We start from the raw sequence: 22357 nt of genomic DNA, 5'->3' as shown, positions 1-22357 counted from the left end.
CCATGAAGATCCTGCGCCACCTGCTCGTCTCGCTGTCCCTGCTGCTGCCGCTGGCCGCCCACGCCCAGGCCATCCAGGTCACCGACGCCATGGGACGCCAGGTGGAGCTGCCCGGCCCGGCCAAGCGCGTGGTGCTGGCCCAGGCGCGCCACTTCCCCGTGCTGGCCCTGGTGCATCCGGACCCCGCCGGCATCGTGGCGGGCTGGTCGGACGAATTCAAGACCTCGTTTGCCAACGAATACGAAAACTACCTCAAGCGCTTCCCCCAGCTGGCTTCGGTGCCCGTGGTGGGCCGCCACACCGCCGACACCTTCTCCGTGGAGCAGACCCTGGCGCTGCGCCCCGACCTGGTGGTGCTGACCGCCGCCTTCGCGGGCCTGACCCCCGGCCAGGACGCCGGCGACTCGCCCCTGATCCAGCGCCTGACTGCCGCACGCGTGCCGGTCATCGTCATCGACTTCTTCGTCAACCCGCTGGAGAACACCGTTCCCAGCCTGCGCGCCCTGGGCTACGCCGTGGGCGAACAGGCCCGCACGGACGAATTCATCGCCTTCTACGAGCAGCACATGAAGGGCATCGCCCAGCGCCTGGCCGATCTGCCCGAAGGGCAGCGCCCGCCGGTCTTCGTGCACGCCCATGCCGGCAGCACGGACTGCTGCAATTCGCCGGGCGCCGGCACCTTCAATGACATGATTTCCTATGCCGGCGGCCACAACATCGGCGCCGACGTGCTCAAGAGCTCCACCGGCAAGCTGAACTTCGAGTACATCAACTCGCGCGCGCCCCTGGTCTACGTGGCCACCGGCACCGGCTCGGGCAAACGCACCAGCTCGGGCCTGCGCATCGGCACGGGCGTGACTCCCGAGCAGGCGCGCGCAAGCCTGCAGGCCATCATAGACGGCAACCGCCTGCAGGCCCTGCCGGCCGTGCGCAGCGGCAACAGCCACGGCATCTGGCACGCCTTCAACGATTCTCCCCTGCACATGATCTTCATCGAAGCCCTGGCCGGCTGGATCCACCCGGACCGCTTCCAGGACGTATTCGCCGCACAGACGCTGCAGGAGGTCAACGAACGCTTCCTGACCGTGCCCATGGAAGGCACCTACATGATAGACCTGAAGGACGGGCCGGCTCAGAGCGCAGCCGCCCGCTGATCCATGGCCCGCCTGATCCCGCTGGACCTGCCCCCTGCCGGGGGGCATGAACACCAGGCGCAACTGCGCCTGCCGCAGCGATCCCCCGCCCGCGCCCTGCCCCTGCTGTGCCTGCTGGACGGCCAGTGGACCCTGCCGCTGCTGGAACAAAGCGGCAACCCGGCACTGGAGCGCTGCGCCGTCCTGGCGCTGGGCTATGCCGGCGACCCGGAGCACATCAAGCGTTGCCGCGCCCTGGACTACACCCCGCCCGCCCCCGACGGCGCCCTTTGGACGGATCCGCGCGTGCCGCGCTGGCAGGCCGGCGGCGCCCCCGCCATGGTCGAACAACTGCGTCTGGCGCTGGCCCTGTGCCGCCAGGCCGAGCCCGCCCTGGCCTCGTCCCCCGCCAGCCTGTACGGCCACTCCTACGCCGGCCTGTTCGTGCTCTACGCGCTGGTCCGGGGCGCCCTGCCCCTGGACCGCTACCTGTGCGCCAGCCCTTCGCTGTGGTGGCGCGATCCCCTCGTCTGGACCTTGCTGGAAGGCGCCGCCGCGCCGGCCTGCGTCGATATCCTGGCCGGCGCCTCGGAAGCCTGGTATCCGGTCAGCGCCCAGGCGGCCGGTCCCGAAGGGCGCCGCAACGGCGTGCCCACCCTGCCCGCCATGCAAAAGCTGCAAAGCCTGCTGCAGAACCGCGGCCTGGCCGCGCAACTGCACGTGCTGCCCGACGCGGGCCACGGCCAGATGCTGGCCCAGGCCACCGTGCGCGCCCTGGAACTGGTCGCCGTCGCGCCGCAGCCCTGAACGCCCCTAGGGTAATTCCCCCCCTTTCCCTCCCTTGTTTTAAGCCTAAACATCTTTTAGTCTGTATTTATATGCAAGTGCATAGAAATAACGAATCAAAGACTGGAGACAGACATGAAGGTAGCGGTATTAGGTGGCGGACACGGTTGTTACGCGGCGGCAGCCGACCTGAGTGAACAGGGCCACGAGGTGCGCCTGTGGCGCCGCGACACGGCCCAGCTCCAGCCCCTGCTGGATCGCCCCGTCATCACCCTGAAGGACGAACGCGGCGAGCGCGAGGTCGCCATCGCCCGCGTGTGCGCCGACATCGGCCAGGCCATCGCCGGCGCCGACCTGGTGCTGATCCCGTCGCCGGCCATCGCCCAGCGGGACATCGCCCGCGTCATGGCCCCGCACCTGAGCGACGGCCAGGTCGTGTTCCTGCCGCCGGGCACCTTCGGCTCCTTCCTGATGAGCGAGATCGTGCGCGAACACGGCAATACGGCCGACGTGAGCTGGGCCGAGACCGGCACCCTGCCCTGGCTGGCGCGCAAGCACGGCGACACCGTCATCAACATCACCACCCGCGCCACGCGCCTGCCCACCGGCGTCTACCCGGCGCGCAACACCGACCACGCGCTGCAGGTCATCAGCAAGGTCTTCCCCAGCGTGGAGCGCTGCGAAGACGCCCTGTCCGGCGCGCTGATGAACGCCGGCCCCATCATCCACCCACCGCTCATCCTGATGAACGCCGGCCCCCTGGAGCACTTCCCCGCCTGGGACATCCATAACGAAGGCACCCAGCCTTCGGTGCGCGCCGTGACCACGCAGCTGGACAATGAGCGCATGCGCGTGCGCGAAGCCCTGGGCTATGGCGCGCCGCACTTCCCGCTGTCCGACCACTACGAGAACGACCAGTGGATGTACGGCGACCGCTCTTCGCACGCCAAGCTGGTCAAGAGCGGCGACTGGCGCGAGAAGATCGACCTGCAGGAGCACCGCTACATGCGCGAGGACACCATGCTGGGCCTGGCCTTCCTGGCCTCGGTGGCCGACTGGGCCCAGGTCGACGCGCCCGTGACCCGGGGCCTGCTGGCCGTGGCCGGCGCCATCGTCGGCCAGGACCTGCGCCGGGGCGAACGCACGCTGGGCGCCCTGGGGCTGGACGGACTGAGCCGCGCCCAGATGCAGGAGCTGCTGGCCAACGGGAGGGCCTGATGAACGCCTCCGCCCCCATCGTCGCGGTGGGCGCGGGGCGCATGGGCCGGGGCATCGCCCTGGCCTACGCGCTGCGCGGCCATGCCGTGACCCTGCTGGATTTCAAGCCCCGCGGCGCGCAGGACAGCGCCCGCCTGGAAGCCGACATACGCCGGGAACTGCGCGCCACCCTGGAGCAGCTGGCCGAGCTGGGCCTGTTTCCGGCCGAGCAGGCCGACAGCCACCTGGCCCGCATCGCGCTGGCCCGCCTGGACGAGGCGGCCGGCGTGCTGGCCGGCGCGGACCTGGTCTATGAAGGCGTGCCCGAAACCCTGGAAGCCAAGCGCGACGCCCTGGGGCGCATCGCGCGGCATGCGCGGCCCGACGCCCTGATCGCGTCCACGACCTCCACCATGCTGGCCTCGGACCTGGCGCCCATGGTCAGCCATCCGGAACGCTTCCTGAACGCCCACTGGCTCAATCCCGCCTTCCTGATCCCGCTCGTCGAAATCAGCGCGCACCCCGGCACCAGCCAGGACGCGCTGGAGCGGCTGCGCGGCAATCTGGAGTCCATCGGCAAGGTGCCGGTGGTCTGCGGCTGCCATCCCGGCTTCATCGTGCCGCGCCTGCAGACCCTGATCATGAACGAGGCCGCCCGCATGGTGGACGAGGGCGTGGCCAGCGCCGCCGACATCGACAAGGCCACCCGCTACGGCCTGGGCTTTCGCTTCGCCAGCATAGGTGTGCTGGAGTTCATCGACTACGGCGGCAACGACATCTTGTATCACGCGGGCAATTACCTGGCGCAGAACCTGGATCCCCAGCGCTACGCCGTGCCCGACATCATCGCCCGCTACATGGAAAGCGGGCGCAACGGCCTGCGCAGCGGGCAGGGCTTTCACGATTACCCGGCCGAGCAGGAACAGGCGTACCGCCGCGATGTGCTGGCGCGCGTCCTGGGCATGCTGCGCCACGTCGGCCTGGCCCCCGCCGGCGCCGATCACCTCGCCAAGGAGACACAGGAATGAAAAAACGCGCTGCACTGCTGTTCGCCCTTATCGCCTGCCAGGGCCTGGCGCAGGCCCAGGACGTTCCCACCCTGCGCGTGGGCTGGACCATTCCGGGTGAAGAAGCCAAGTACCTGATGGCCAAGCGCCCCGAGCTGTTCCCCAACCTGGGCAAGGCCTACCAGATCCAGTGGACCCAGTTCCAGGGTACCTCGCCCATGGTGCAGGCCATGCGCGCCAAGGTGCTGGACTGCGCCACCATGGCGCCCATGTCGCTGGCCAACGGCGCCATCGAAAGCGGCCTGAAGGCCTACATCGTGGCCCAGCACGTGCACTCGGACGCGGGGCACTTCTCCGTGTACTGGGCCGTGAAAGAGGACAGCCCCATCAAGACGGCCGCCGACCTGAAGGGCAAGGTCATCGGCACCAACGCCTACGGCGCGGGGGTGTACTTCGACATGCTGCTGTGGCTGCGCCAGAACGGCATCGATCCGGACAAGGACGTCAAGATCGTGGAAACGGGCTTTCCGCCGGCCGCCGACGCCATCCGCAGCGGCCGCATCGACGCCGGCCCCATGGCCCAGCCCTTCGCCCTGCTCAATGAAGAAAAAGGCGGCCTGCGCAAGCTGTTCTCCCTGTCCGAAGTGGCCAGCCCCTCCGTGCAGATCTTCGAGGGCTGCAGCCAGGAATACAGCGACGCCCACCCCGACGTCGTGCGAGCCTACGTCCAGGACCTGAAGCACGCCATGAGCATGATGAACAAGGATCCGTCGCTGGCGGTGGAGGTCGCCTCGCAGGTGACGCGCGCGCCCAGGGAGCTGCTGTCCAAGTACCTGTTCACCGACAAGGACTTCGCGCGCGTGCCCGACATGCAGCCGGACCTGGACTCCATCCAGAAGACCTATGACCGCTACCACGAGGCCGGCTTCCTGAAGCAGGCCCTGAACGTGCGGGACTTCTACCGCGCCGACCTGCGGGAGGACACGCCATGATAGAACTGGACGGTGTGGGCAAGATCTTCAGCACGCGCCGAGGCAGTTCGCACACGGCCCTGCGCGACATCGCCCTGGACATCCCCGCCGGCCGCTTCGTCTCCATCCTGGGACCGAGCGGCTGCGGCAAGAGCACGCTGCTCTACATGATAGGCGGCTTCGAGTCCTGCTCCAGCGGCCAGATCCGGGTCCAGGGCAAGCCGGTCACCGGCCCCGGCCCGGACCGCGGGCCGGTCTTCCAGGAATACGCCCTGTTTCCCTGGAAGACGGTGCTGGGCAATGTGGCCTACGGCATGCAGGAACAGGGCGTGCCGCGCCGCCAGGCCGAAGAGCGCGCCCGCGAGTGGCTGGACAAGGTCAAGCTGGGGCCCTACGCCTCCTTCTATCCGCGCGAGCTCTCCGGCGGCATGCGCCAGCGCGCCGCCATCGCCCGCACCCTGGCCTACGAGCCCGGCATCCTGCTGATGGACGAGCCCTTCGGGGCCCTGGACGCCCATACCCGCGTCAACCTGCAGACCGAACTGCTGACATTGTGGGAACAGTTGCGCAACACCGTGGTCTTCGTGACGCACGGCGTGGACGAGGCCGTGTTCCTGTCCGACACCGTGGTCGTGATGACGGGCTCGCCGGGCCGGATCAAGGAAATCGTGGACATAGACCTGCCGCGCCCGCGCGTGCGCGCCGAGCTGCTGCGCAACCCCGTCTACCAGGACACCATCATCCGGCTGGAACAGTCGCTGATGGCGGAGGCCCACTCATGAGCCCGCGGCACTGGTACGAGCGCCGCTGGGCCACGCTGGTCCTGGCCGCCGCCCTGGTGCTGCTGGCCTGGGCGGGCCTGGCCCGCTGGGTCGGCCTGGACTCCTTCCCCGGCCCCGAGGCGGCGCTGCGCGAGCTGCCCGCCCTGGTCGCCGATCCCACGGCCTGGAGCGCCATCCTGCAGTCGGTGGGGCGCATGTTCGCCGGCTACGCCCTGGCCCTGGCCGTGGCCGTGCCGCTGGGCCTGGCCATGGGCCGCAGCCGCCTGGTCTACACCCTGTTCTATCCGCTGGTCGCCCTGGCCTACCCCATGCCCAAGGCGGCGCTCATGCCCATCCTGATGCTGTGGTTCGGGCTGGGCGACTTTTCCAAGATCCTGGTCATCGCCATGGGCGTGTCCCTGCCGCTGCTCTACCACAGCTATCACGGCGCCTGCCGCATCGAGCCCAAGCTGGTCTGGGTGGCGCGCTCCATGGGCATGGGCCCGCTGGCGCGGCTGGGCAAGGTGATGCTGCCCGCCGCCCTGCCCGAGGTGATGATAGGCTGCCGGGTCGGGGTGGTCATGGCGCTCATCGTCATGGTGTCCTCGGAGATGATCGCGCGCCAGGAAGGCATAGGCAATCTGCTCTTCACCTCCATGGACATGGCCCAGTACCCCACCGTCTACGCCGTGATCGTGCTGCTGGCCGTGCTGGGCATCGTCTGCGACGCCTTGTTCGAGCAGGTGCGCAAGCGCTGCACGCATTGGTACGACTCGGCCCAGGCCTTGATCGACAAGGGATGAACCCATGACAAGCAAAACCTTGCCCTCCGCCCGCCTGGAACCGCGTCCCGCGGCGGCCTCCATGCCCGCGCGGCGCTGGAGCCTGTCGGGCCTGTCGCTGTGCATCAGTCCCGCGCTGCTGCTCATCGTCTGGGAACTGGCCACCCGCCTGGGCTGGGTCAGCCCGCAACTGCTGCCCGCGCCCTCGGCCATCGCGCTGCGCGTGCTGGAGCTGGCCGGACAGGCCGACTTCTGGCGCAACCTGGGCATCACGGTCTATCGTCTGCTCAGCGGCCTGCTGATCGCCTCGGCGCTGGGCGTGGCGCTGGCGCTGGCGGCCCAGCTCTCGCGCTGGAGCGCTTTGCTGCTGGACGCCCTGATCCGCCTACTGGCGCCCATCCCCAAGATCGCGCTGTACCCCGCGCTGATCCTGATCCTGGGCTTCGAGAGCGCCTCCAAGATATCTTTGGTGGTCTCGGACGCCATCTTCCCGGTGCTCATGGCCACCTGGGTGGCCGCCCAGACGGTGGACCGCAAGCTGATCTGGTCGGCGCGCGCCGCCGGCGCCTCGCGGGCGGCCTGCCTCTGGAAAGTCGTGCTGCCGGCCATCTGCCCCACCGTGCTGGCCGGCGTGCGCGTGGCCGGGGTGATCGCCTGCGTGGTCGTGTTCCTGGCCGAGATGATCGCCTCCACCGACGGCCTGGGCCACATGCTGACCACCGCCGCGCGCAGCTACCGCATCACCGACATGTTCGTGCCCCTGGTGTGGATCTGCCTGCTGGGCTTTGCCCTGAACCTGGCGATTGCCGCCTTGCAGCGCAAGGTGGATCATACGGGCTGACACGGCCACTCTCCCGGCCGCATCCACAGGCGCGGCCGGGACCTTGCGGGCCCGCTCCGCCGGCACGAGGGAGCAGGCCTGTTTTTTTTGACGATTGCGTGGAACCAGAACAATCATGACGACCCCTACCCCGGCCGGCGCCGCCACCGACGCCTATACCGGGCACGACACCTTCATCCCCTATCTGCTGAACCGCACCACCTCGGCCCTGAACGCCGACTTCCAGATCCTGCTGCGCAGCCATGACCTCACGCTGCTGCACTGGCGCGTGCTGGCCTTCCTGAACGAGACCGACGGCCTGGGGGTCAGCACCCTGGCCCAGTACACCGATGTGGACCAGACCACCTTGTCCCGCGCCCTGGTCGTCATGGAGAACGCCGGCTACATCTCCCGCCAGCCCAGCCCGCAGGACCAGCGCATGGTGCTGATCCATATCCAGGAGCAGGGCCGGCGCCACTTCCTGCACGTGCTGCCGGCGGCGCTGGACATCCACCTGCGGGCCATCCAGGGCTTCTCCGCCCAGGAGCTCAAGCAGTTGCGGCAGTTCCTGAATCGCATCCGCGCCAACATCAACGGGGAGGCGGCCTGATCGGGGAAGAACTCCACTGAACATTCATACCTTCAGGCTCTCACCCGCATTCCGACGTTGAGAACATTTTTTTCATCAAACTGCGGACAGGAACGGGTCGATAACAAAGCAGGCTTTTGAGAAGCCGCCTTATCGACCAGCCGATGCAAATATGCCGATAAGGAATGTCCTGTCACATCATTACTTCGAATTACCTCGCCCGTTTGGGCCAAGTGAAGCGATGCTGTTTTCTCGAGGGGGGGCCGGCCCGCCCAGGCCCGCCTCAAGAAAGCCGAGACTTCCTCCTGCTTGGCCCGAAAGGCTACCTGCGCTTTACGCTTTATTTACCAGGCAAAAGCTCCTAAAATGATAATGATTAACATTTAGTAGAGCATCCGCACGCTCTGAAGCGGTAATCAGAGGCGCGGCCGCCTATCTTGCGGAACCAGAATTCGTGACCACCTCCCACCCCAGCGCTGGCCGACGCCAGCTCCTGCTGGCCGCCGCGGCCAGCCCCTTGCTGTTCGGCGTGCCGCGCCTGCTGCGCGCCCAGGACGGCCCTCTGAAGATCGCCCTGCTGACCTCGCTGTCCGGCCCCTTCGCCTCGCTGGGCGAGAGCATGCGCGCCGGCCTGGAGCTGATGCTGCAGCAGTGCAATTACGAGATGGGCGGACGCAAGGTGCAGTTGCTGGTCGAGGACGACCACGGCAAGCCCGATGAAGCCATCCGCAAGGTGCGCAAGCTGATCTCGCGCGACCGCATCGACGTGCTGGGCGGAGTCATCAGCGCCAACATCGCCTTGGCCATCCGCGACATCGTGCACGACGCCCAATTGCCCACCTTCATCTCCAACGCCGCCGCCAACGCCCTGGCGCGCGAGGCGGCCAGCCCCTACGTGTTCCGTCCCACCAAGACCAGCTGGATGCTGGGCCACACCGGCGCGCTCTGGACCTACGAACGCATCGAAAAATCCGGCGGGGTCACCCTGGGTTCGGACTACACGGCCGGACGCGAATACATCGAAGACTTCGCCCATACCTACCAGGAACAGGGCGGCTCGCTGGGCGAGCGCATCTGGACGCCGCTGGGCACGCCGGACTTCGCGCCCATCATCATGAACCTGGCGGCCAGCAACCCCAGGTTCGTCTACACCTTCCTGGCCGGCGCGGACGCCGTGCGCTTTCACCAGCAGATGCAGGACTACCAGCTGCACGGCAAGATCCAGGTGATCGGCCCCGGCGCCCTGTACGACCAGGAAGACGTGGTCACAGCCGTGGGCGAAGCCGCCCTGGGCGGGGTCAGCACCTTCCACCAGTCGCCCGGCGCGGCCGGCGCCCAGGAATTCGCGGCCGCCTACCAGGCCGCGCGCGGCCGCCTGCCCGGCGAGGCCAGCACCTCCGGCTACGTCACAGGCCAGGTCATCAAGGCCGGCCTGGACGCCGTCAAAGGCGATCTCTCCAGCAAGCCGGCCTTCAAGCAGGCGCTGCTGGACAAGCCCATAGACACCGCCTTCGGGCCGCTGCAATTCGACCCGCGCAACAACCAGTCCATCCTGGACATCTACGTGAACGAAGTGCGCAAGGACGCGCAAGGGCGCCCCTTCAACACCGTCGTGCACACCTACTCCCGCATCCAGGACCCCGGCCCGCGCAGCTGAGCACCGCCTTGTCTTACTTCCTGCTTCAAGTCCTGAACGCCCTGTCCTTCTCGGCCCTGCTGATGTTGGCGGGGCTGGGGCTGTCCCTGGTGCTCAGCCTGATGAACTTCATCAACCTGACCCACGGCTCCTTCTTCCTGCTGGGCGGCTACATCGGCGTGCAGTGGCTGGCCTCGGGCGCGCCCTGGTGGCTGGCCTTCCCGGCCGCCTTCGTGCTGTGTGCCCTCATGGGCTGGCTGCTGGACCGCTTTCCGTTCCGCCAGTTCTACCAGCGCACCCACCTGATGCAGGTGCTGCTGACCTACGGCATCTCGGTCATCTTCGCGGACCTGATGCGCTGGGGCTTCAGCGCCGACACGCTCTCGCCCGTGCTGCCCCAGGCGCTGCGCGGCGTCGTGTGGATACTGGGCCTGCCCTTCCCGGCCTATCGCCTGTTCCTGATCGCCACCGGCCTGACGCTGGCCCTGCTGTTCTGGCTGCTGCTGGACCGCACCCTGTGGGGCGCGGCCATACGCGCCTGCGTGCAGGACGCCGGCATCGTCGAGACCCTGGGCCTGGATTCGCGTCGCCTGTTCGCCATCGGCATGGCGCTGGCCGCCGGCCTGGCCGGACTGGGCGGGGCCCTGGGCGCGGGCATGCTGTCCGTCTACCCCGGCCTGGACGAGGAAATCCTGCTGCTGGCCCTGCTGGTGGTGGTCATCGGCGGTCTGAACTCGGTGCGCGGCACCCTGCTGTGCGCCCTGATCCTGGGTTTTGTCAGCACCTTCGCCCGCGTCTGGGTGCCCGCCTTCGCCAATGCCGCCACGCTGGCGGTCATGCTGGGCATGCTGGCCATCTGGCCGCGCGGCCTGAGCAGTCCTTCCACGCGTCAAGTTTAGGAACCTGTTCAATGCGCACCCGATCCACCTCCCCGCTGTCCTCCTGGCTATGGCCCGCGCTGGCCAGCCTCGTACTGCTGAGCAGCGCGGCCTGGGGCGATCCCTTCCTGTGGCGCTTCGCCACCGAAGCCCTGCTCATCGGCTGCGCGGTGCTCAGCATCAACCTGCTGATCGGCTACGGCGGCCTGGTGTCCCTGGGCCACGGCGCCGTGTTCGGCTTTGCCGGCTACGCGACCGCCATCGCCAGCCAGTCGCTGGGCGCCAGCCTGCCGCTGGTGCTGGCCGTCGGCATCCTGGCCGGCGTGCTGCTCTCGGTCCTGATGGCCCTGGTCAGCCTGCGCACATCCGACCTGTTCTTCCTGGTCACCACGCTGGTCGCCGGCCAACTGGTCTGGGAAGTGGCCTTTCGCTGGCGCGAGCTGACCGGCGGAGCCGACGGCCTGCGCGGATTCCCCCGCCTGAGCCTGGGCGACATCCCCCTGAGCGCCCCCTACACCTTGATGACGCTGGCCCTGGCATTGGCGCTGCTGTGCTGGCTGCTGCTGCGCTCCTTCAGCCGCGCGCCCATCGGCCTGGCCCTGGTCGGCCTGCGCGACCAGCCCCTGCGCATGGCCGCCCTGGGCTACCAGGCCTGGCGCATCCGCCTCTGCGCCTTCATGACGGCCGGCGCGGTCGCGGGCGCGGCCGGCGGCCTGTACCCTTTCGCCAACCAGTACGTCAGCCCGCAACAGGTGCACTGGAGCTTCTCGGCCACCCTCATCATCATGGGCGTGATCGGCGGCATACGCACCTGGCGCGGCGCCTTCATGGGCGCGACCGTCTACCTGTTCGCACAAACCTACCTGAGCTCCTACACCGACCGCTGGCAGCTGCTGGTGGGCCTGATCTTCGTGGCCACCGTGCTCTTCATGCCCAACGGCCTGGCCGAGCGGCGCAGGAGATCTTCGTGAGCGCACTGCTGAGCTTGCGCGGCGTGGCACTGCGCGTGGGCGGACTGGAGATCCTGAGCTGCGTGGACCTGGACCTGCAGGCCGGCGAGACCCTGGGACTGATCGGCCCGAACGGCGCCGGCAAGACCACGCTGTTCAACATCATCAACGGGATGGCCCGGCCGTCGGCCGGTCAGGTGCTGCTGGACGGCGCCGACCTGCGCGCGCGCAGCCCCATCCAGCGCGCCCGGCTGGGGCTGGTGCGCAGCTTCCAGACCAGCCGCATCTTTCCCGAACTGAACCTGCTGCAGAACCTGGCCCTGGCCGTGCGCCTGAAAAAAGGCTGCGCCTACCGCTGGTGGGGCCGCGGCGCCGCGCGACGCGACAGCGAAGCCGCCGCCCTGGCGCTGCTGGAGCACAGCGCCCTGGCCGGCCGCGGCCACATTCCGGCCCGTTCGCTGTCCTACGGCGAGCAGCGCATCCTGGACCTGCTCATCGCCCTGGCGCAGCAGCCGCGCGTGCTGCTGCTGGACGAACCAACCGCAGGGCTGTCCGAATCCGAGTCGCGCGAGGTCATGGCCCTGGTGCACGCGATGCGCGGCCAGTGCGCCGTGCTGCTGATCAGCCACGACATCGACATCGTCTTCCAGGAGTGCGACCGCATCGCCGTGCTGTCCTCCGGAAGCCTGCTGACGACCGGCACCCCGGCGCAAGTGCGCCGCCACGCGGGCGCGCGCCAGGCCTACCTGGGCGAACTGGCCCTGGAGACGGCATGAGCACAGACTTGACACTGGCCGGCGTGTGCGCCCGCTACGACAGCGCCGACATCCTGCAGGACATCAGCCTGGACATTCCCGCCGGGCAGAGCGTGGCCCTGCTGGGGCGCAACGGCGCCGGCAAGACCAGCCTGCTGCACTGCCTGTTCAACATGGGGCCGCAGTGGCGCGGCCAGGTCCGCGTCAAGGGCCAGGACATCGCCGGCTGGCCCACGCACCGCATCGCCCGCCTGGGCATGGCGCTGGTGCCCCAGGGGCGGGGCCGCTTCCCCACCCTGACCGTGGCCGAAAGCCTGCGGCTGGCCGGCCTGGCGCGCCGCGTCCGCCCCGCGGACGCCTGGACGCTGGAGCGCATCTATGACGCCATGCCGCGCCTCCACGAGCGCCGCCGCTCCTCCTGCGCGGCGCTCAGCGGCGGCGAGCGGCAACTGCTGGCGCTGGCCCGCGCCCTGCTGACGCAGTCCTCCATCATCCTGCTGGACGAACCCAGCGAAGGGCTGGCGCCCATGACCATCGAGGACACCCTGATGCCCCAGCTCCAGCAATTGCGCGAGCAGGGCATCACCGTGCTGCTGGCCGAACAGAACCTGAACCTGGCCCTGCGGCTGGCCGACCGGGCGCTGCTGCTGGGCCACGGGCAGCTGGTGTACGACGGCCCGGCCCGGCAACTGCGCCAGGACGCCGCGCTGCTGCAGCGTCACCTGGGGCTCTGACGTGCTCCGCCTGTTCGCCCTGTCCCTGCCGCTGCCGCCCGGGCTCCTTCCCTGGCTGCAAGCGCAGTTGCCGGACGGCGTCCGGGCCCGCATCGCCCGGCGCCGCCGGCCTGGCGACCAGCACCTGAGCCTGCTGGCCCACGCGGCCTTGCGCCACCTGCTGGCTCCGCTGCTGGGCTGCGTCCCGCAGGAACTGCCCGTCCGCATCCTGCCTCACGGCAAGCCCGTCCTGGACACCCCACGCCCCGACCTGCACTTCAGCCTGTCGCACAGCGGCGAACGCGTGCTGCTGGGCTTCGCCGACCAGCCGCTGGGCGTGGACATCGAGGCCATCCGCCGTCCCGTGGCGCCCGCCCTGCTGCGCCAGTGCAGCCTGCCCGCCGAACAGGACTGGCTGCGCAGCGATGCGGACTTCTACGCCTTGTGGTGCGCCAAGGAGGCCGCCCTGAAGCAGGCCGGCACCGGCTTCAGCATAGGCCCCCGGGAACTGGCCCTGGACGCCCATCCCGAGCTGGGCTGCGGCGTGCGTTCGGCTCATCCCGTCCTGGACGGGCTGCGCGTACAGAGCAGCGCGCCCGAGCCGGGCTACGCCGCCGCCCTGTGCCTGCCGGCAGCGCTGCCGCCCTGGCGGATCGAATACATGGACCCCGTGCGCCTGCCCGAAAGCAGGCTGGATCGCGCGCCGGAAACCTGAACGCGAGGCCCTGTCCCTACACAAGCCACTCTTTTTATGTAATAGTTCTCATTACCATGATGACGTCTATTCCTGTTGAACAAACCTGGCCCGAAGAATTCGCCCAGCGCTACCGCGCCGCCGGCCATTGGCAAGGCGAAACCTTCGGAACCCTGCTGCGCACGCGCGCGCAACGCCACCCTGAACGCGAAGCCGTCGTCGGCGGGCAACAGCGCTGGACCTACGGCGCGCTGGACCAGTACGCCAGCCAGATCGCCGCCGGCCTGCTCAAGGCGGGCCTGCGCAAGGGCGACCGCGTGCTGGTGCACCTACCCAACATCCCTGAATTCATCAGCGTGATCTTCGGCCTGTTCCGCGCAGGCCTGCTGCCCGTCTACGCGCTGCCCGCGCACCGCATCACCGAGATCGAACACTTCGCCAACAGCGCTCCGGCGCGCGCCTACATCGGCGTGGACCAGCACGCGGGCTTCGATTACCTGCCCCTGGTGCGTGAACTGCGCGAGCGCTGCCCGCAGGTCGAACACGTCTTCATCGTGGGCCGGGCCCGGGAATTCACCTCACTGGCGCAGCTGCAGGCCAGCGCCCTGGATATGGACGTGCCGGCCTCGGCGGCCCAGCCCTCGGACGTGGCCTTCCTGCAGATCTCCGGCGGCAGCACCGGCCTGTCCAAGCTGATCCCGCGCACGCACGACGACTACATCTACACTCTGCGCGAAAGCGCCGAGATCGCCGGCCTGGACCAGACCAGCGTCTTTCTGGGCGCGCTGCCCATCGCGCACAACTTCCCCATGAGCTCGCCGGGCTTTCTGGGCGCCCTGTACGCCGGCGCCAAGGTGGTGCTGAGCCCGGCGCCCAGCCCCGACGCCTGCTTCGAGCTGATCGAGCGCGAAGGCGTGACGGACACCAGCCTGGTGCCGCCGCTGCTGCTGCTCTGGCTGGAGGCCGCCGGCAAGGCCACGGCCCGTCTGGATTCCCTGAAAGTCATCCAGGTCGGCGGCGCCAAGCTGAATGCCGAAGTGGCCAAGCGCGTGCGCCCCACCCTGGGCGTCACCCTGCAGCAGGTTTTCGGCATGGCCGAAGGCCTGGTCAACTACACGCGCCTGGACGACCCCGAGGACATCATCGTCAACACCCAGGGCCGCCCCATCAGCCCGGACGACGAGATCCTGATCGTGGACGACAACGGCCAGCCCGTGGCGCCCGGCCAGACCGGCTATCTGCTCACGCGCGGCCCCTACACGATCCGCGCCTACCACAACAACCCGGCCGCCAATGCGCGCTCCTTCACCGAGGACGGCTTCTACCGCACCGGAGACGTGGTGCGCATGACGCCCGAAGGCTACCTGGTGGTGCAGGGCCGCGCCACCGACCACATCAACCGCGCCGGCGAGAAGATCTCCGCCGAGGAGATCGAGGACCACCTGCTGGCCCACCCCAATGTGTTCGACGCCGCCGTGGTCTCGGTGCCCGATGAATTCCTGGGCGAGCGCAGCTGCGCCTTCATCATCCCCAAGCAGGACAAGCCGCGCGCCGTGGAGCTGAAGAAATGGATACGCAGCCGCGGCCTGGCCGACTTCAAGGTGCCCGACCAGATCGTCTTCGTGGACCGGTTCATGGAAACCGCCGCCCTGAAGATCAGCCGCAAGGAGCTGCGCGCGCAACTACGCCAGCAATTGGAAAACACGACGCAAGAATGACTATGAACACCCCTCTCACCCTGGAACGCATGCGCCAGGACATCGCCGCCATGCTGCACGAAGACCCCGAGGACATCCAGGACGACGACAACCTGATGGACCTGGGCCTGGACTCCATGCGCGTCATGACGCTGGCCACCCGCTGGCGCGAAGCCGGCGCGCCCGTCGAATTTTCGGAGATGGCCTCGGTCGTCACCCTGGGCCAATGGTGGGCGCTGATCGAACGCGCCCAGCAAGGCACCCGCTGATTCACCCCGTTGCACCCGTTCCGCGATGTCTGACCCTGTTTCCAATCTCCCGCTGCGCCCCCTGACCGAAGCCCAGGAAGGGCTGTGGTACGCCCAACGCCTGGATCCGCTCAACCCGGTCTTCAATACCGGCCACTGCACGGAGATCCGCAGCCCCCTGGACATCGCCCTGTTCGCCCAGGCCGTCAACGCCACGCTGGCCGAGGCCGACGCCCTGGCGCTGCGGATGGCGGACACGGCCGAAGGGCCTCGCCAGTACGTCTGCGAGGCGGCGCGCATCCGGCTGGAGATCATGGACCTGTCCCAGGCGCCGGACGGGCATGAGCAGGCCCGGCGCATCCTGCTGGCCGATCTGCATACCCCGCTGGACCCCGCCAGCGCGCCGCTGGCCCGCCACATCCTCTTCGTGCTCGGCCCCAGCCGCTACCTGTGGTATCAGCGCATACACCACCTGGCCGCCGACGGCTACGGCATGGCCCTGATCGAGACCCGCGTGGTCAAGCTCTACAAGGCCTTGCTGCAGGGGCGCCCCGACCAGGGCGAGCCCCTGCTGCCCTTCGCCCTGCTGCAGGACGACGACCAGGCCTACCGGAACTCCGAACGCCGCGCCAAGGACCGCCAATTCTGGCTGGACGCCCTGGGCCCGGCCGAGCCGGCCCAGAGCCTGGCCGAATCCCAGGCGCTCAGCGACCACCGCTTCCTGCTGGCGCGCGCCGCCGTCGACCCCGCGCTGACCGGGAGGCTGCAGGAGCTGTCCCGGCGCAGCGACATCAGCTGGCCCGACATCCTGACCGCCCTGACGGCCGCCTACGTGCGCCGCCACACCCGCCAGGACGAATGCATCGTGGGCGTGCCCTGGATGGGCCGCCTGGGCAATGTCAGCGCCCGCATCGTAGCCACCGTCATGAACGTGGCGCCGCTGCGCCTGCGGATCGACGAATCCCTGCCGCTGGAGCAATACCTGATACAGGTCGCCAAGGCCCTGCGCCAGGCGCGCCGCCACGGCCGCTACCGCAGCGAGCAGTTGCGCCGCGACCTGGGCCTGCTGGGCGGCATGCGCCGACTGCACGGCCCCATCATCAACGTGCTCCCCTTCGACGCGCCCTATGAACAGGCCGGCCTGGACGCCAGCCAGACCGTGCTGTGCGCCGGCCCCGTGGAAGACCTGAACTTCACTTTCCGCGCCCAGCCCGACGCGGGCGGCATGCGCCTGGAAGTGGAAGCCAATCCGCGCCTTTACACCCAGGACCAGATCCAGACCCATCTGCGGCGCCTGGAACAGTTCCTGATCCGCGCCCTGCAGGCCGACACGCTGGCTGCCGTGCCCACGCTGACCGACGCCGAGCATCGCCACTGGATCGAAGAGGTCAACCAGACCGCGCACCCCGTGCCCGAGACCACGCTCTGGGCCCTGATCGAAGAACAGCTGCGCCTGCGCCCCGATCAGCCCGGCCTGGAGTTCGACGGCCAGGTGCTCAGTTACGCCCAGATCGATCGCCAGAGCGCCAACCTGGCCGCCCAGTTGCGCCAGGCGGGCGTGCAGACCGGCGACATCGTGGCCGTGGCCCTGCCGCGCTCGCTGGAACTGGTGCTGTCCCTGCTGGCGATCCATCGCGCCGGCGCCGGCTACCTGCCGCTGGACCTGCAGCAACCCCAGGACCGCCTGAACACCATTCTGCAGGCCGCCCGGCCGCGCCTGTTGCTGGCTCAGCCCGGCTGCGCCCTGCAGGCTCCCGTGCTCACGCCGCGCCCGCAGGACGACACCGACGCCGACGCCTGGACCCCGGCGGGCTCGCATCACCCGGCCTACATCATCTACACCTCGGGCTCCACCGGCGCGCCCAAGGGCGTGCTGATCAACCACGACGCCATCGTCAACCGGCTGCTGTGGATGAAGACCCACTACGGCATAGGTCCGGGCGAACGCATCCTGCAGAAGACGCCGGCCACGTTCGACGTGTCCGTCTGGGAATTCTTCCTGCCTTTCCTGAGCGGCGCCACCCTGGTGGTCGCGCCGCCCGAGGCCCACAAGGATCCCGCCCATATCGCCCGCCTGATGCGCGAGCGCGGCATCACCGTGCTGCACTTCGTGCCCTCCATGCTGGCCGCCTTCCTGGACGAGCCGGCCGCCCGCGGCCTGGCGCCGCGCCTGGTGTTCTGCAGCGGCGAAGAACTGCCGGCCGCCACCCGCGACCGCTTCCACGCCACCCTGCACGCCGAGCTGCACAATCTCTACGGCCCCACCGAAGCCGCCGTGGACGTCTCCTGGTGGCCGGCCTCGCGCCAGGACCGCTCCCAACCCATCCCCATCGGCTTCCCGGTCTGGAACACGGCCCTGTACATCCTGGACGAACAGTTGCGGCCCGTGCCGCCCGGCGTGGCCGGCCACCTGTATCTGGCCGGTCGCCAGCTGGCGCAGGGCTACTGGGGCCGCCCCGACCTGACGGCCGAACGCTTCGTGCCCGATCCCTTCGCCCTGCATGGCGACCGCATGTACGCCACGGGCGACGTGGCCCGCTGGCGCGAGGACGGCGCCGTGGTCTTCCTGGGACGTTCGGATCACCAGATCAAGCTGCGCGGCCAGCGCATCGAACTGGGCGAGATCGAAGCCGTGCTGGCCCGCCACCCGGACGTGGCCCATGTGGCCGTGATCGCCCGCGAGGACACGCCCGGCCAGATGGCCATCGTGGCCTACTGGGTGCCGCAGCCGCGCAGCGGCGCCGACGAGGCCGCACTGGCCGCCTTTGTCGGCGAGCACCTGCCCGCCTACATGATCCCGGCCGCCTGGGTCGTCCTGCCCGAGCTGCCCGTCACCGCCAATGGCAAGCTGGACCGCAAGGCCCTGCCGGCGCCCGCGCTGCAGGCCCGGCCTGCGGGCCGGCCGCTGAGCGGCGCCACGGAGCAGCAGATCGCCGCCGCTTTTGCCGTCGTCCTGGAAAGCAATGAAGCCTTCTATGCCGACGACGACTTCTTCGCCCTGGGCGGCCACTCCCTGCTGGCCGCCAAGCTGGCCCTGATCCTGCGCGAGCAGCGCGGCCAGGATATTTCCCTGGGCACGATTTTCGAGTATCCGACCATCGCCCGGCTGGCGCGCCACCTGGACCAGGCCGGCGCGGCCGCGGGCGACGGCTTCGGCCCGCTCATCACGCTGCGCCCGGCGCAGGACGAACAGCCCGCCCTGTTCGTGATCCATCCGGCCGGCGGCTTGTCCTGGTGCTACGGCGCGCTGGCGCGCCGCCTGCCGCCGGGACGCGCCATCTACGGCCTGCAGGCCGGCGTGCTGTCGGACGAGGCCCTGGGCCTGGACGCCAGCCTGGAAGCCATGGCGCAGGCCTACGCGGACCGTCTCGAACAGGCCCAGCCGCAAGGCCCCTATCATCTGGCCGGCTGGTCGGTGGGCGGCATCATCGCCCAGGCCATGGCCGTGGAGCTGCGGCGCCGCGGGCACGGCGTGGGTCTGCTGGCCCTGCTGGACGCCTACCCGAGCGACGCCTGGCGCGGCCAGCCCGAACCCGAACCCAACGCCATCTACAAGGCGCTGCTGCATATCGCCGGCCACGACCCGGACAGCCTGCCGGACGTGGCGCTGACGCGCGAAGGCGTGATCGGCTTTCTCAAGCGCAGCGGCCATCCCCTGGCGGAATTGCCCGACGCCCGCCTGGACAGCGTGTTCCAGGTCGTGGAGAACAACAACCGGCTGGTGCGCCGCCACCGCCACCAGGCCTACGACGGCCCGGTGCTGTACTTTCGCGCCGCCCTGGACCATGCGGGCACCAACCTGCACCCGGACCTGTGGCGGCCCTACGTCGCGCAGCTCGAGAGCCATGACATCGCCTCGCTGCACGCCCACCTGACCGGCCCCGAAGCCGTGGCCGTCATGGCCCCGCTGATGGAGTCGGCCATGGTCCGCGCCGAACAGGCCGCGGCCCAACCTGTATGTGATGCCTGATCCATGTCTGTAAGCCGTTTCCTCCTGGACATTTCCCCGCTGCGCGAGAGCCGCGCGTTCCGCTACGCCTACTTCGCGCGCGCCGCCACCGTGCTGGTCACCGGCATGCTGATGGTGGCGGCCAGCATCCAGCTCTACGATCTGACCCAGTCCAGCGTGGCCGTGGCCTTCCTGAACGTGTCCATGGCCACGCCCATGGTGATCGCGCTCATCATCGGCGGCGTGCTCTCGGACCGCATGGACAGGCGCAGCCTGATGGTCTGGTCGCGCAGCGTCTACATCATCAGCGTGGTGCTGTTCCTGGTGAACACGCTGCTGCCCCAGCCCGGCGTCTGGCTGATCTACCTGGCGGCCGCCATCGGCGGCGCGGCCGGCGGCATCAGCGTGCCGGCCATGATGGCCGCCACCCCCGCGCTGGTGGGCCGCGACAAGCTGGCCGCGGCCGCCGCCTTGTCGGGCCTGGCCATGCAGCTGGGCGGCATCATAGGCCCGGCCCTGGCCGGCCTGCTGATCTCCGGTCCCGGGCTGATCTTCTGCTATGTCATCGTGCTGTGCGGCGTCGTCGTCACTCCCCTGCTGTTGCGCGCCCTGCCTTCCCTGCCTCCGCAGACCGGCAACCGCCCGCCGCAGAAGGCCTTGCAGTCGCTGCAGGACGGCCTGCGCTTCGTGGCGGGCAATCCGCTGCTGCGCGCCCTGCTGCTGATCGACCTGGCCGCGCTGATCCTGGCCACGCCCCTGGCCCTGCTGCCCGAATGGGGCGACGCCATCCTGGGCATGGGCGCGCAAGCCACCGGCTACCTGTATGCGGCTCCCGCCGTGGGCGCGACGCTGGCGGCCCTGTCCAGCGGCTGGTGCCGACAGGTGGCCCGCCCCGGCGCGGCCATCGTGGCGGCCGTGCTCATCTGGGGCCTGGCCGTGGCCGCGCTGGCGCTGCATGCCTCGCTGGCCTGGGCCCTGGCCTGCCTGGCCGTAATGGGCGCCGCCGACACGATTTCCAAGATCCTGCGCATGGCGCTGGTCCAGAAGCACACGCCCGACTATCTGCTGGGCCGGGTCTCCAGCCTGTGGATGACGCAGTATTCACTGGGCCAGGCCCTGGGCAACGTGCAGATGGGCTACCTGTCCCGCCTGCTGCAGCCCGCGCTGGCCGTGACCGTGGGCGGACTGGCCTGCGCCGCCATGGCCGCCGGCTTCGGCGCCCTGAATCGGGGCCTGCGCGCGGTCCGTCAACAGGATGCGCCGCCCCATGCCTGAGTTTCTTCATCCGTTCCGTTTTGCCTTGCTGTACACCTGTAGCAGGACGTCCCGGCCGGGACGTCCCGACGCCCGAACTTTTTTTTAGGATAAATAGATGCAAATCAATTTCAATTGCATTCGTCATACTCCTGCCAGCCTGCTGCGCAAGGCCGGCCTGAGCGCCGCCGTCCTGTCGCTGTCGCTGGCCAACGCCTTTGCCGCGCCGTCGTTCGATCAGCCCGACCCGGACTTCCGCGGCATGGTCAACGCCGCCGGCGTGGTCTACCCGGGCTCCGACGCTCAACTGGCGGGCCGCGGCTTCACGCCCGGCCAGGAAGTCATCCTGCTGCAGAACGGCAACGCCCTGACCCAGGACGCCCTGGTCGCCGACAAGGACGGCAACATCAGCGCCAAAGTCGCCATTCCGGCCCAAGCCGCGACCGGCCTGCACCCCGTGGTCGTGCAGGTCAGCAAGCCCTCGGCCGCCGCCGTGTTCGAGCTGAAGGTCTCGCCCAAGATCGAGCTGAGCGGCCAGGACAAGTTCGAGCTGCAATCGCAGCATCTGGTCCCCGGCCTGTACCAGAGCGCCTACAGCCCCAGGAGCAAGGCGCTGTTCGTGACCTCCGCCGTGGGCCGCCCACCCGTCAAGGAGTCCCAGCTGCTCAAGGTCAATCCCCAGACGCTGGCCATCGAAGCCCGCGTGACGCCCGCCGCCCAGAAAGGCCGTGACGACGGCCAGGTGCAGGCCGTCTACGGCGTGGGCGTGGACGACGCCCACGGCAACGTGTGGGTCACCAACACCCGCAGCAACACCGTGTCCGTCTACAGCCAGAAGGACCTGAAGCTGGTCAAGCAGTTCGAGGACGGCGCCGCCAGCCATGCCCGCGACGTGGCCATCGACGAAAAGGCCCAGCGCGCCTATGTGTCTTCGCCCGGCTCCAAGCTGATCTCGGTGTTCGACACCAAGAAGCTCGCCGCCCTGGAGCCCATCGAGCTCAAGTCCAGGACCCGCAAGGAGCTGAGCCCCATGAGCCTGGCCCTGGACAGCGAGCACGGCCGCCTCTATACCGTCAGCGCCAGCACCAATGAGCTGATCATCGTCGACCTGAAGAACGGCAACGCCCAGACCGTCCACGCCCTGCCCGGCGCGCGCGGCGCCGCCGGCGTGGCCGTGGACAGCAAGAACGAGCAGGTCTACGTGGCCTCCCAGGGCAGCGACAACCTGCTGATCGTCGACGCCAAGGACGGCAAGGTGCTGCACCAGGTTCTGGTGGGCGCCGGCGCGCTGAACGTGGCCTATGACCCCAAGACCGAACTGGCCTACGTGGCCTCGCGCGGCGCGGGCACCGTCACGGCCGTCAACGGCAAGGGCGAGATCGTGGCCAACCTGGACGGCGGCAGCTTCCCCAATCACGTCTCGCTGGACGGCCTGGGCAATGCCTACCTGGTCAACAAAGCCAAGGGCAAGGACGACCCGACCGCCGACCGCATCACCCGCATCCACCTGAAGTAAGCCCGCAACGGCCCCCGCGGG

Annotated in this window: 20 protein-coding genes; all 20 read left to right on the top strand. The window is 69.1% G+C overall.

Annotated elements, in window-relative coordinates; genetic code table 11:
* Nucleotides 1–2: 2 nt before the first annotated feature.
* The 20 genes from ACF3ND_RS01315 (at nt 3) to ACF3ND_RS01220 (ending at nt 22336) form a co-directional block, all read left to right on the top strand.
* The gene (locus ACF3ND_RS01315; protein WP_394063509.1) at nt 3–1154 is read left to right on the top strand and encodes an ABC transporter substrate-binding protein; all 1152 of its coding nucleotides are present in this window, start codon (nt 3–5) and stop codon (nt 1152–1154) included.
* Between the two features lie 3 nt (nt 1155–1157).
* The gene (locus ACF3ND_RS01310) at nt 1158–1940 is read left to right on the top strand and encodes an alpha/beta hydrolase (protein WP_394063507.1); all 783 of its coding nucleotides are present in this window, start codon (nt 1158–1160) and stop codon (nt 1938–1940) included.
* 114 nt (nt 1941–2054) lie between these two features.
* A complete protein-coding gene (locus ACF3ND_RS01305) occupies nt 2055–3137 on the top strand; it encodes an NAD/NADP octopine/nopaline dehydrogenase family protein (protein ID WP_394063505.1) in 1083 nt (360 codons plus the stop codon).
* On the top strand, nt 3137–4144 hold the full coding sequence (locus ACF3ND_RS01300) for a 3-hydroxybutyryl-CoA dehydrogenase (protein WP_394063503.1): 1008 nt from the start codon (nt 3137–3139) through the stop codon (nt 4142–4144). The genes ACF3ND_RS01305 and ACF3ND_RS01300 overlap by 1 nt, the downstream gene beginning before the upstream one ends.
* Entirely contained in the window at nt 4141–5115 is a 975-nt protein-coding gene (locus ACF3ND_RS01295) for an ABC transporter substrate-binding protein (protein WP_394063501.1), read from the top strand. The genes ACF3ND_RS01300 and ACF3ND_RS01295 overlap by 4 nt, the downstream gene beginning before the upstream one ends.
* Nucleotides 5112–5876 (top strand): ABC transporter ATP-binding protein, encoded by a 765-nt coding sequence (locus ACF3ND_RS01290; RefSeq protein ID WP_394063499.1) that lies wholly within the window; start codon nt 5112–5114, stop codon nt 5874–5876. The genes ACF3ND_RS01295 and ACF3ND_RS01290 overlap by 4 nt, the downstream gene beginning before the upstream one ends.
* Nucleotides 5873–6658 (top strand): ABC transporter permease, encoded by a 786-nt coding sequence (locus tag ACF3ND_RS01285; protein WP_394063497.1) that lies wholly within the window; start codon nt 5873–5875, stop codon nt 6656–6658. The genes ACF3ND_RS01290 and ACF3ND_RS01285 overlap by 4 nt, the downstream gene beginning before the upstream one ends.
* A gap of 4 nt (nt 6659–6662) precedes the next feature.
* Nucleotides 6663–7478 (top strand): ABC transporter permease, encoded by an 816-nt coding sequence (locus ACF3ND_RS01280; protein ID WP_394063495.1) that lies wholly within the window; start codon nt 6663–6665, stop codon nt 7476–7478.
* A gap of 115 nt (nt 7479–7593) precedes the next feature.
* Complete coding sequence (locus ACF3ND_RS01275; protein ID WP_394063493.1) at nt 7594–8067, top strand: MarR family winged helix-turn-helix transcriptional regulator; 474 nt, start codon at nt 7594–7596, stop codon at nt 8065–8067.
* A gap of 433 nt (nt 8068–8500) precedes the next feature.
* The gene (locus tag ACF3ND_RS01270) at nt 8501–9703 is read left to right on the top strand and encodes an ABC transporter substrate-binding protein (protein ID WP_394063491.1); all 1203 of its coding nucleotides are present in this window, start codon (nt 8501–8503) and stop codon (nt 9701–9703) included.
* Nucleotides 9704–9711: 8 nt separating this feature from the next.
* Nucleotides 9712–10581 carry a branched-chain amino acid ABC transporter permease gene (locus ACF3ND_RS01265; protein WP_394063489.1) on the top strand — a complete coding sequence of 290 codons (870 nt, stop codon included), beginning with the start codon at nt 9712–9714 and terminating at the stop codon, nt 10579–10581.
* A gap of 11 nt (nt 10582–10592) precedes the next feature.
* On the top strand, nt 10593–11531 hold the full coding sequence (locus ACF3ND_RS01260) for a branched-chain amino acid ABC transporter permease (RefSeq protein WP_394063487.1): 939 nt from the start codon (nt 10593–10595) through the stop codon (nt 11529–11531).
* Complete coding sequence (locus ACF3ND_RS01255; protein WP_394063485.1) at nt 11528–12286, top strand: ABC transporter ATP-binding protein; 759 nt, start codon at nt 11528–11530, stop codon at nt 12284–12286. Before ACF3ND_RS01260 ends, ACF3ND_RS01255 begins: the two co-directional genes overlap by 4 nt.
* Nucleotides 12283–12999: an ABC transporter ATP-binding protein gene (locus tag ACF3ND_RS01250; RefSeq protein ID WP_394063483.1), complete on the top strand. Its 717-nt coding sequence runs from the start codon at nt 12283–12285 to the stop codon at nt 12997–12999. The genes ACF3ND_RS01255 and ACF3ND_RS01250 overlap by 4 nt, the downstream gene beginning before the upstream one ends.
* A 1-nt stretch (nt 13000) precedes the next feature.
* Nucleotides 13001–13693, top strand: coding sequence for a 4'-phosphopantetheinyl transferase family protein (locus ACF3ND_RS01245; protein WP_394063481.1), 693 nt, complete (start codon nt 13001–13003; stop codon nt 13691–13693).
* Between the two features lie 56 nt (nt 13694–13749).
* Nucleotides 13750–15390 carry a (2,3-dihydroxybenzoyl)adenylate synthase gene (locus ACF3ND_RS01240; RefSeq protein WP_394063479.1) on the top strand — a complete coding sequence of 547 codons (1641 nt, stop codon included), beginning with the start codon at nt 13750–13752 and terminating at the stop codon, nt 15388–15390.
* Nucleotides 15391–15392: 2 nt separating this feature from the next.
* Complete coding sequence (locus ACF3ND_RS01235) at nt 15393–15638, top strand: phosphopantetheine-binding protein (RefSeq protein WP_394063477.1); 246 nt, start codon at nt 15393–15395, stop codon at nt 15636–15638.
* Between the two features lie 25 nt (nt 15639–15663).
* On the top strand, nt 15664–19587 hold the full coding sequence (locus tag ACF3ND_RS01230; protein WP_394063475.1) for an amino acid adenylation domain-containing protein: 3924 nt from the start codon (nt 15664–15666) through the stop codon (nt 19585–19587).
* A 3-nt stretch (nt 19588–19590) separates the two neighbouring features.
* Nucleotides 19591–20841 (top strand): enterobactin transporter EntS, encoded by a 1251-nt coding sequence (entS, locus tag ACF3ND_RS01225; protein WP_394063473.1) that lies wholly within the window; start codon nt 19591–19593, stop codon nt 20839–20841.
* A 97-nt stretch (nt 20842–20938) separates the two neighbouring features.
* Nucleotides 20939–22336 (top strand): ATP-binding protein, encoded by a 1398-nt coding sequence (locus ACF3ND_RS01220; protein ID WP_394063471.1) that lies wholly within the window; start codon nt 20939–20941, stop codon nt 22334–22336.
* Nucleotides 22337–22357: the final 21 nt, after the last annotated feature.

It is taken from the genome of Alcaligenes sp. WGS1538, from assembly GCF_043187505.1.
Classification (GTDB): domain Bacteria; phylum Pseudomonadota; class Gammaproteobacteria; order Burkholderiales; family Burkholderiaceae_B; genus Alcaligenes.
This window is presented reverse-complemented; position numbering and strand designations above follow the sequence as displayed.

What these genes read in the sequence shown, in the direction of transcription:
- ACF3ND_RS01315 (WP_394063509.1), top strand. Translation starts at nt 3, where the DNA reads ATGAAGATCCTGCGCCACCTGCTCGTCTCGCTGTCCCTGCTGCTGCCG.
- ACF3ND_RS01310 (WP_394063507.1), top strand. Translation starts at nt 1,158, where the DNA reads ATGGCCCGCCTGATCCCGCTGGACCTGCCCCCTGCCGGGGGGCATGAA.
- ACF3ND_RS01305 (WP_394063505.1), top strand. Translation starts at nt 2,055, where the DNA reads ATGAAGGTAGCGGTATTAGGTGGCGGACACGGTTGTTACGCGGCGGCA.
- ACF3ND_RS01300 (WP_394063503.1), top strand. Translation starts at nt 3,137, where the DNA reads ATGAACGCCTCCGCCCCCATCGTCGCGGTGGGCGCGGGGCGCATGGGC.
- ACF3ND_RS01295 (WP_394063501.1), top strand. Translation starts at nt 4,141, where the DNA reads ATGAAAAAACGCGCTGCACTGCTGTTCGCCCTTATCGCCTGCCAGGGC.
- ACF3ND_RS01290 (WP_394063499.1), top strand. Translation starts at nt 5,112, where the DNA reads ATGATAGAACTGGACGGTGTGGGCAAGATCTTCAGCACGCGCCGAGGC.
- ACF3ND_RS01285 (WP_394063497.1), top strand. Translation starts at nt 5,873, where the DNA reads ATGAGCCCGCGGCACTGGTACGAGCGCCGCTGGGCCACGCTGGTCCTG.
- ACF3ND_RS01280 (WP_394063495.1), top strand. Translation starts at nt 6,663, where the DNA reads ATGACAAGCAAAACCTTGCCCTCCGCCCGCCTGGAACCGCGTCCCGCG.
- ACF3ND_RS01275 (WP_394063493.1), top strand. Translation starts at nt 7,594, where the DNA reads ATGACGACCCCTACCCCGGCCGGCGCCGCCACCGACGCCTATACCGGG.
- ACF3ND_RS01260 (WP_394063487.1), top strand. Translation starts at nt 10,593, where the DNA reads ATGCGCACCCGATCCACCTCCCCGCTGTCCTCCTGGCTATGGCCCGCG.
- ACF3ND_RS01250 (WP_394063483.1), top strand. Translation starts at nt 12,283, where the DNA reads ATGAGCACAGACTTGACACTGGCCGGCGTGTGCGCCCGCTACGACAGC.
- ACF3ND_RS01240 (WP_394063479.1), top strand. Translation starts at nt 13,750, where the DNA reads ATGATGACGTCTATTCCTGTTGAACAAACCTGGCCCGAAGAATTCGCC.
- ACF3ND_RS01235 (WP_394063477.1), top strand. Translation starts at nt 15,393, where the DNA reads ATGAACACCCCTCTCACCCTGGAACGCATGCGCCAGGACATCGCCGCC.
- ACF3ND_RS01230 (WP_394063475.1), top strand. Translation starts at nt 15,664, where the DNA reads ATGTCTGACCCTGTTTCCAATCTCCCGCTGCGCCCCCTGACCGAAGCC.
- entS (WP_394063473.1), top strand. Translation starts at nt 19,591, where the DNA reads ATGTCTGTAAGCCGTTTCCTCCTGGACATTTCCCCGCTGCGCGAGAGC.
- ACF3ND_RS01220 (WP_394063471.1), top strand. Translation starts at nt 20,939, where the DNA reads ATGCAAATCAATTTCAATTGCATTCGTCATACTCCTGCCAGCCTGCTG.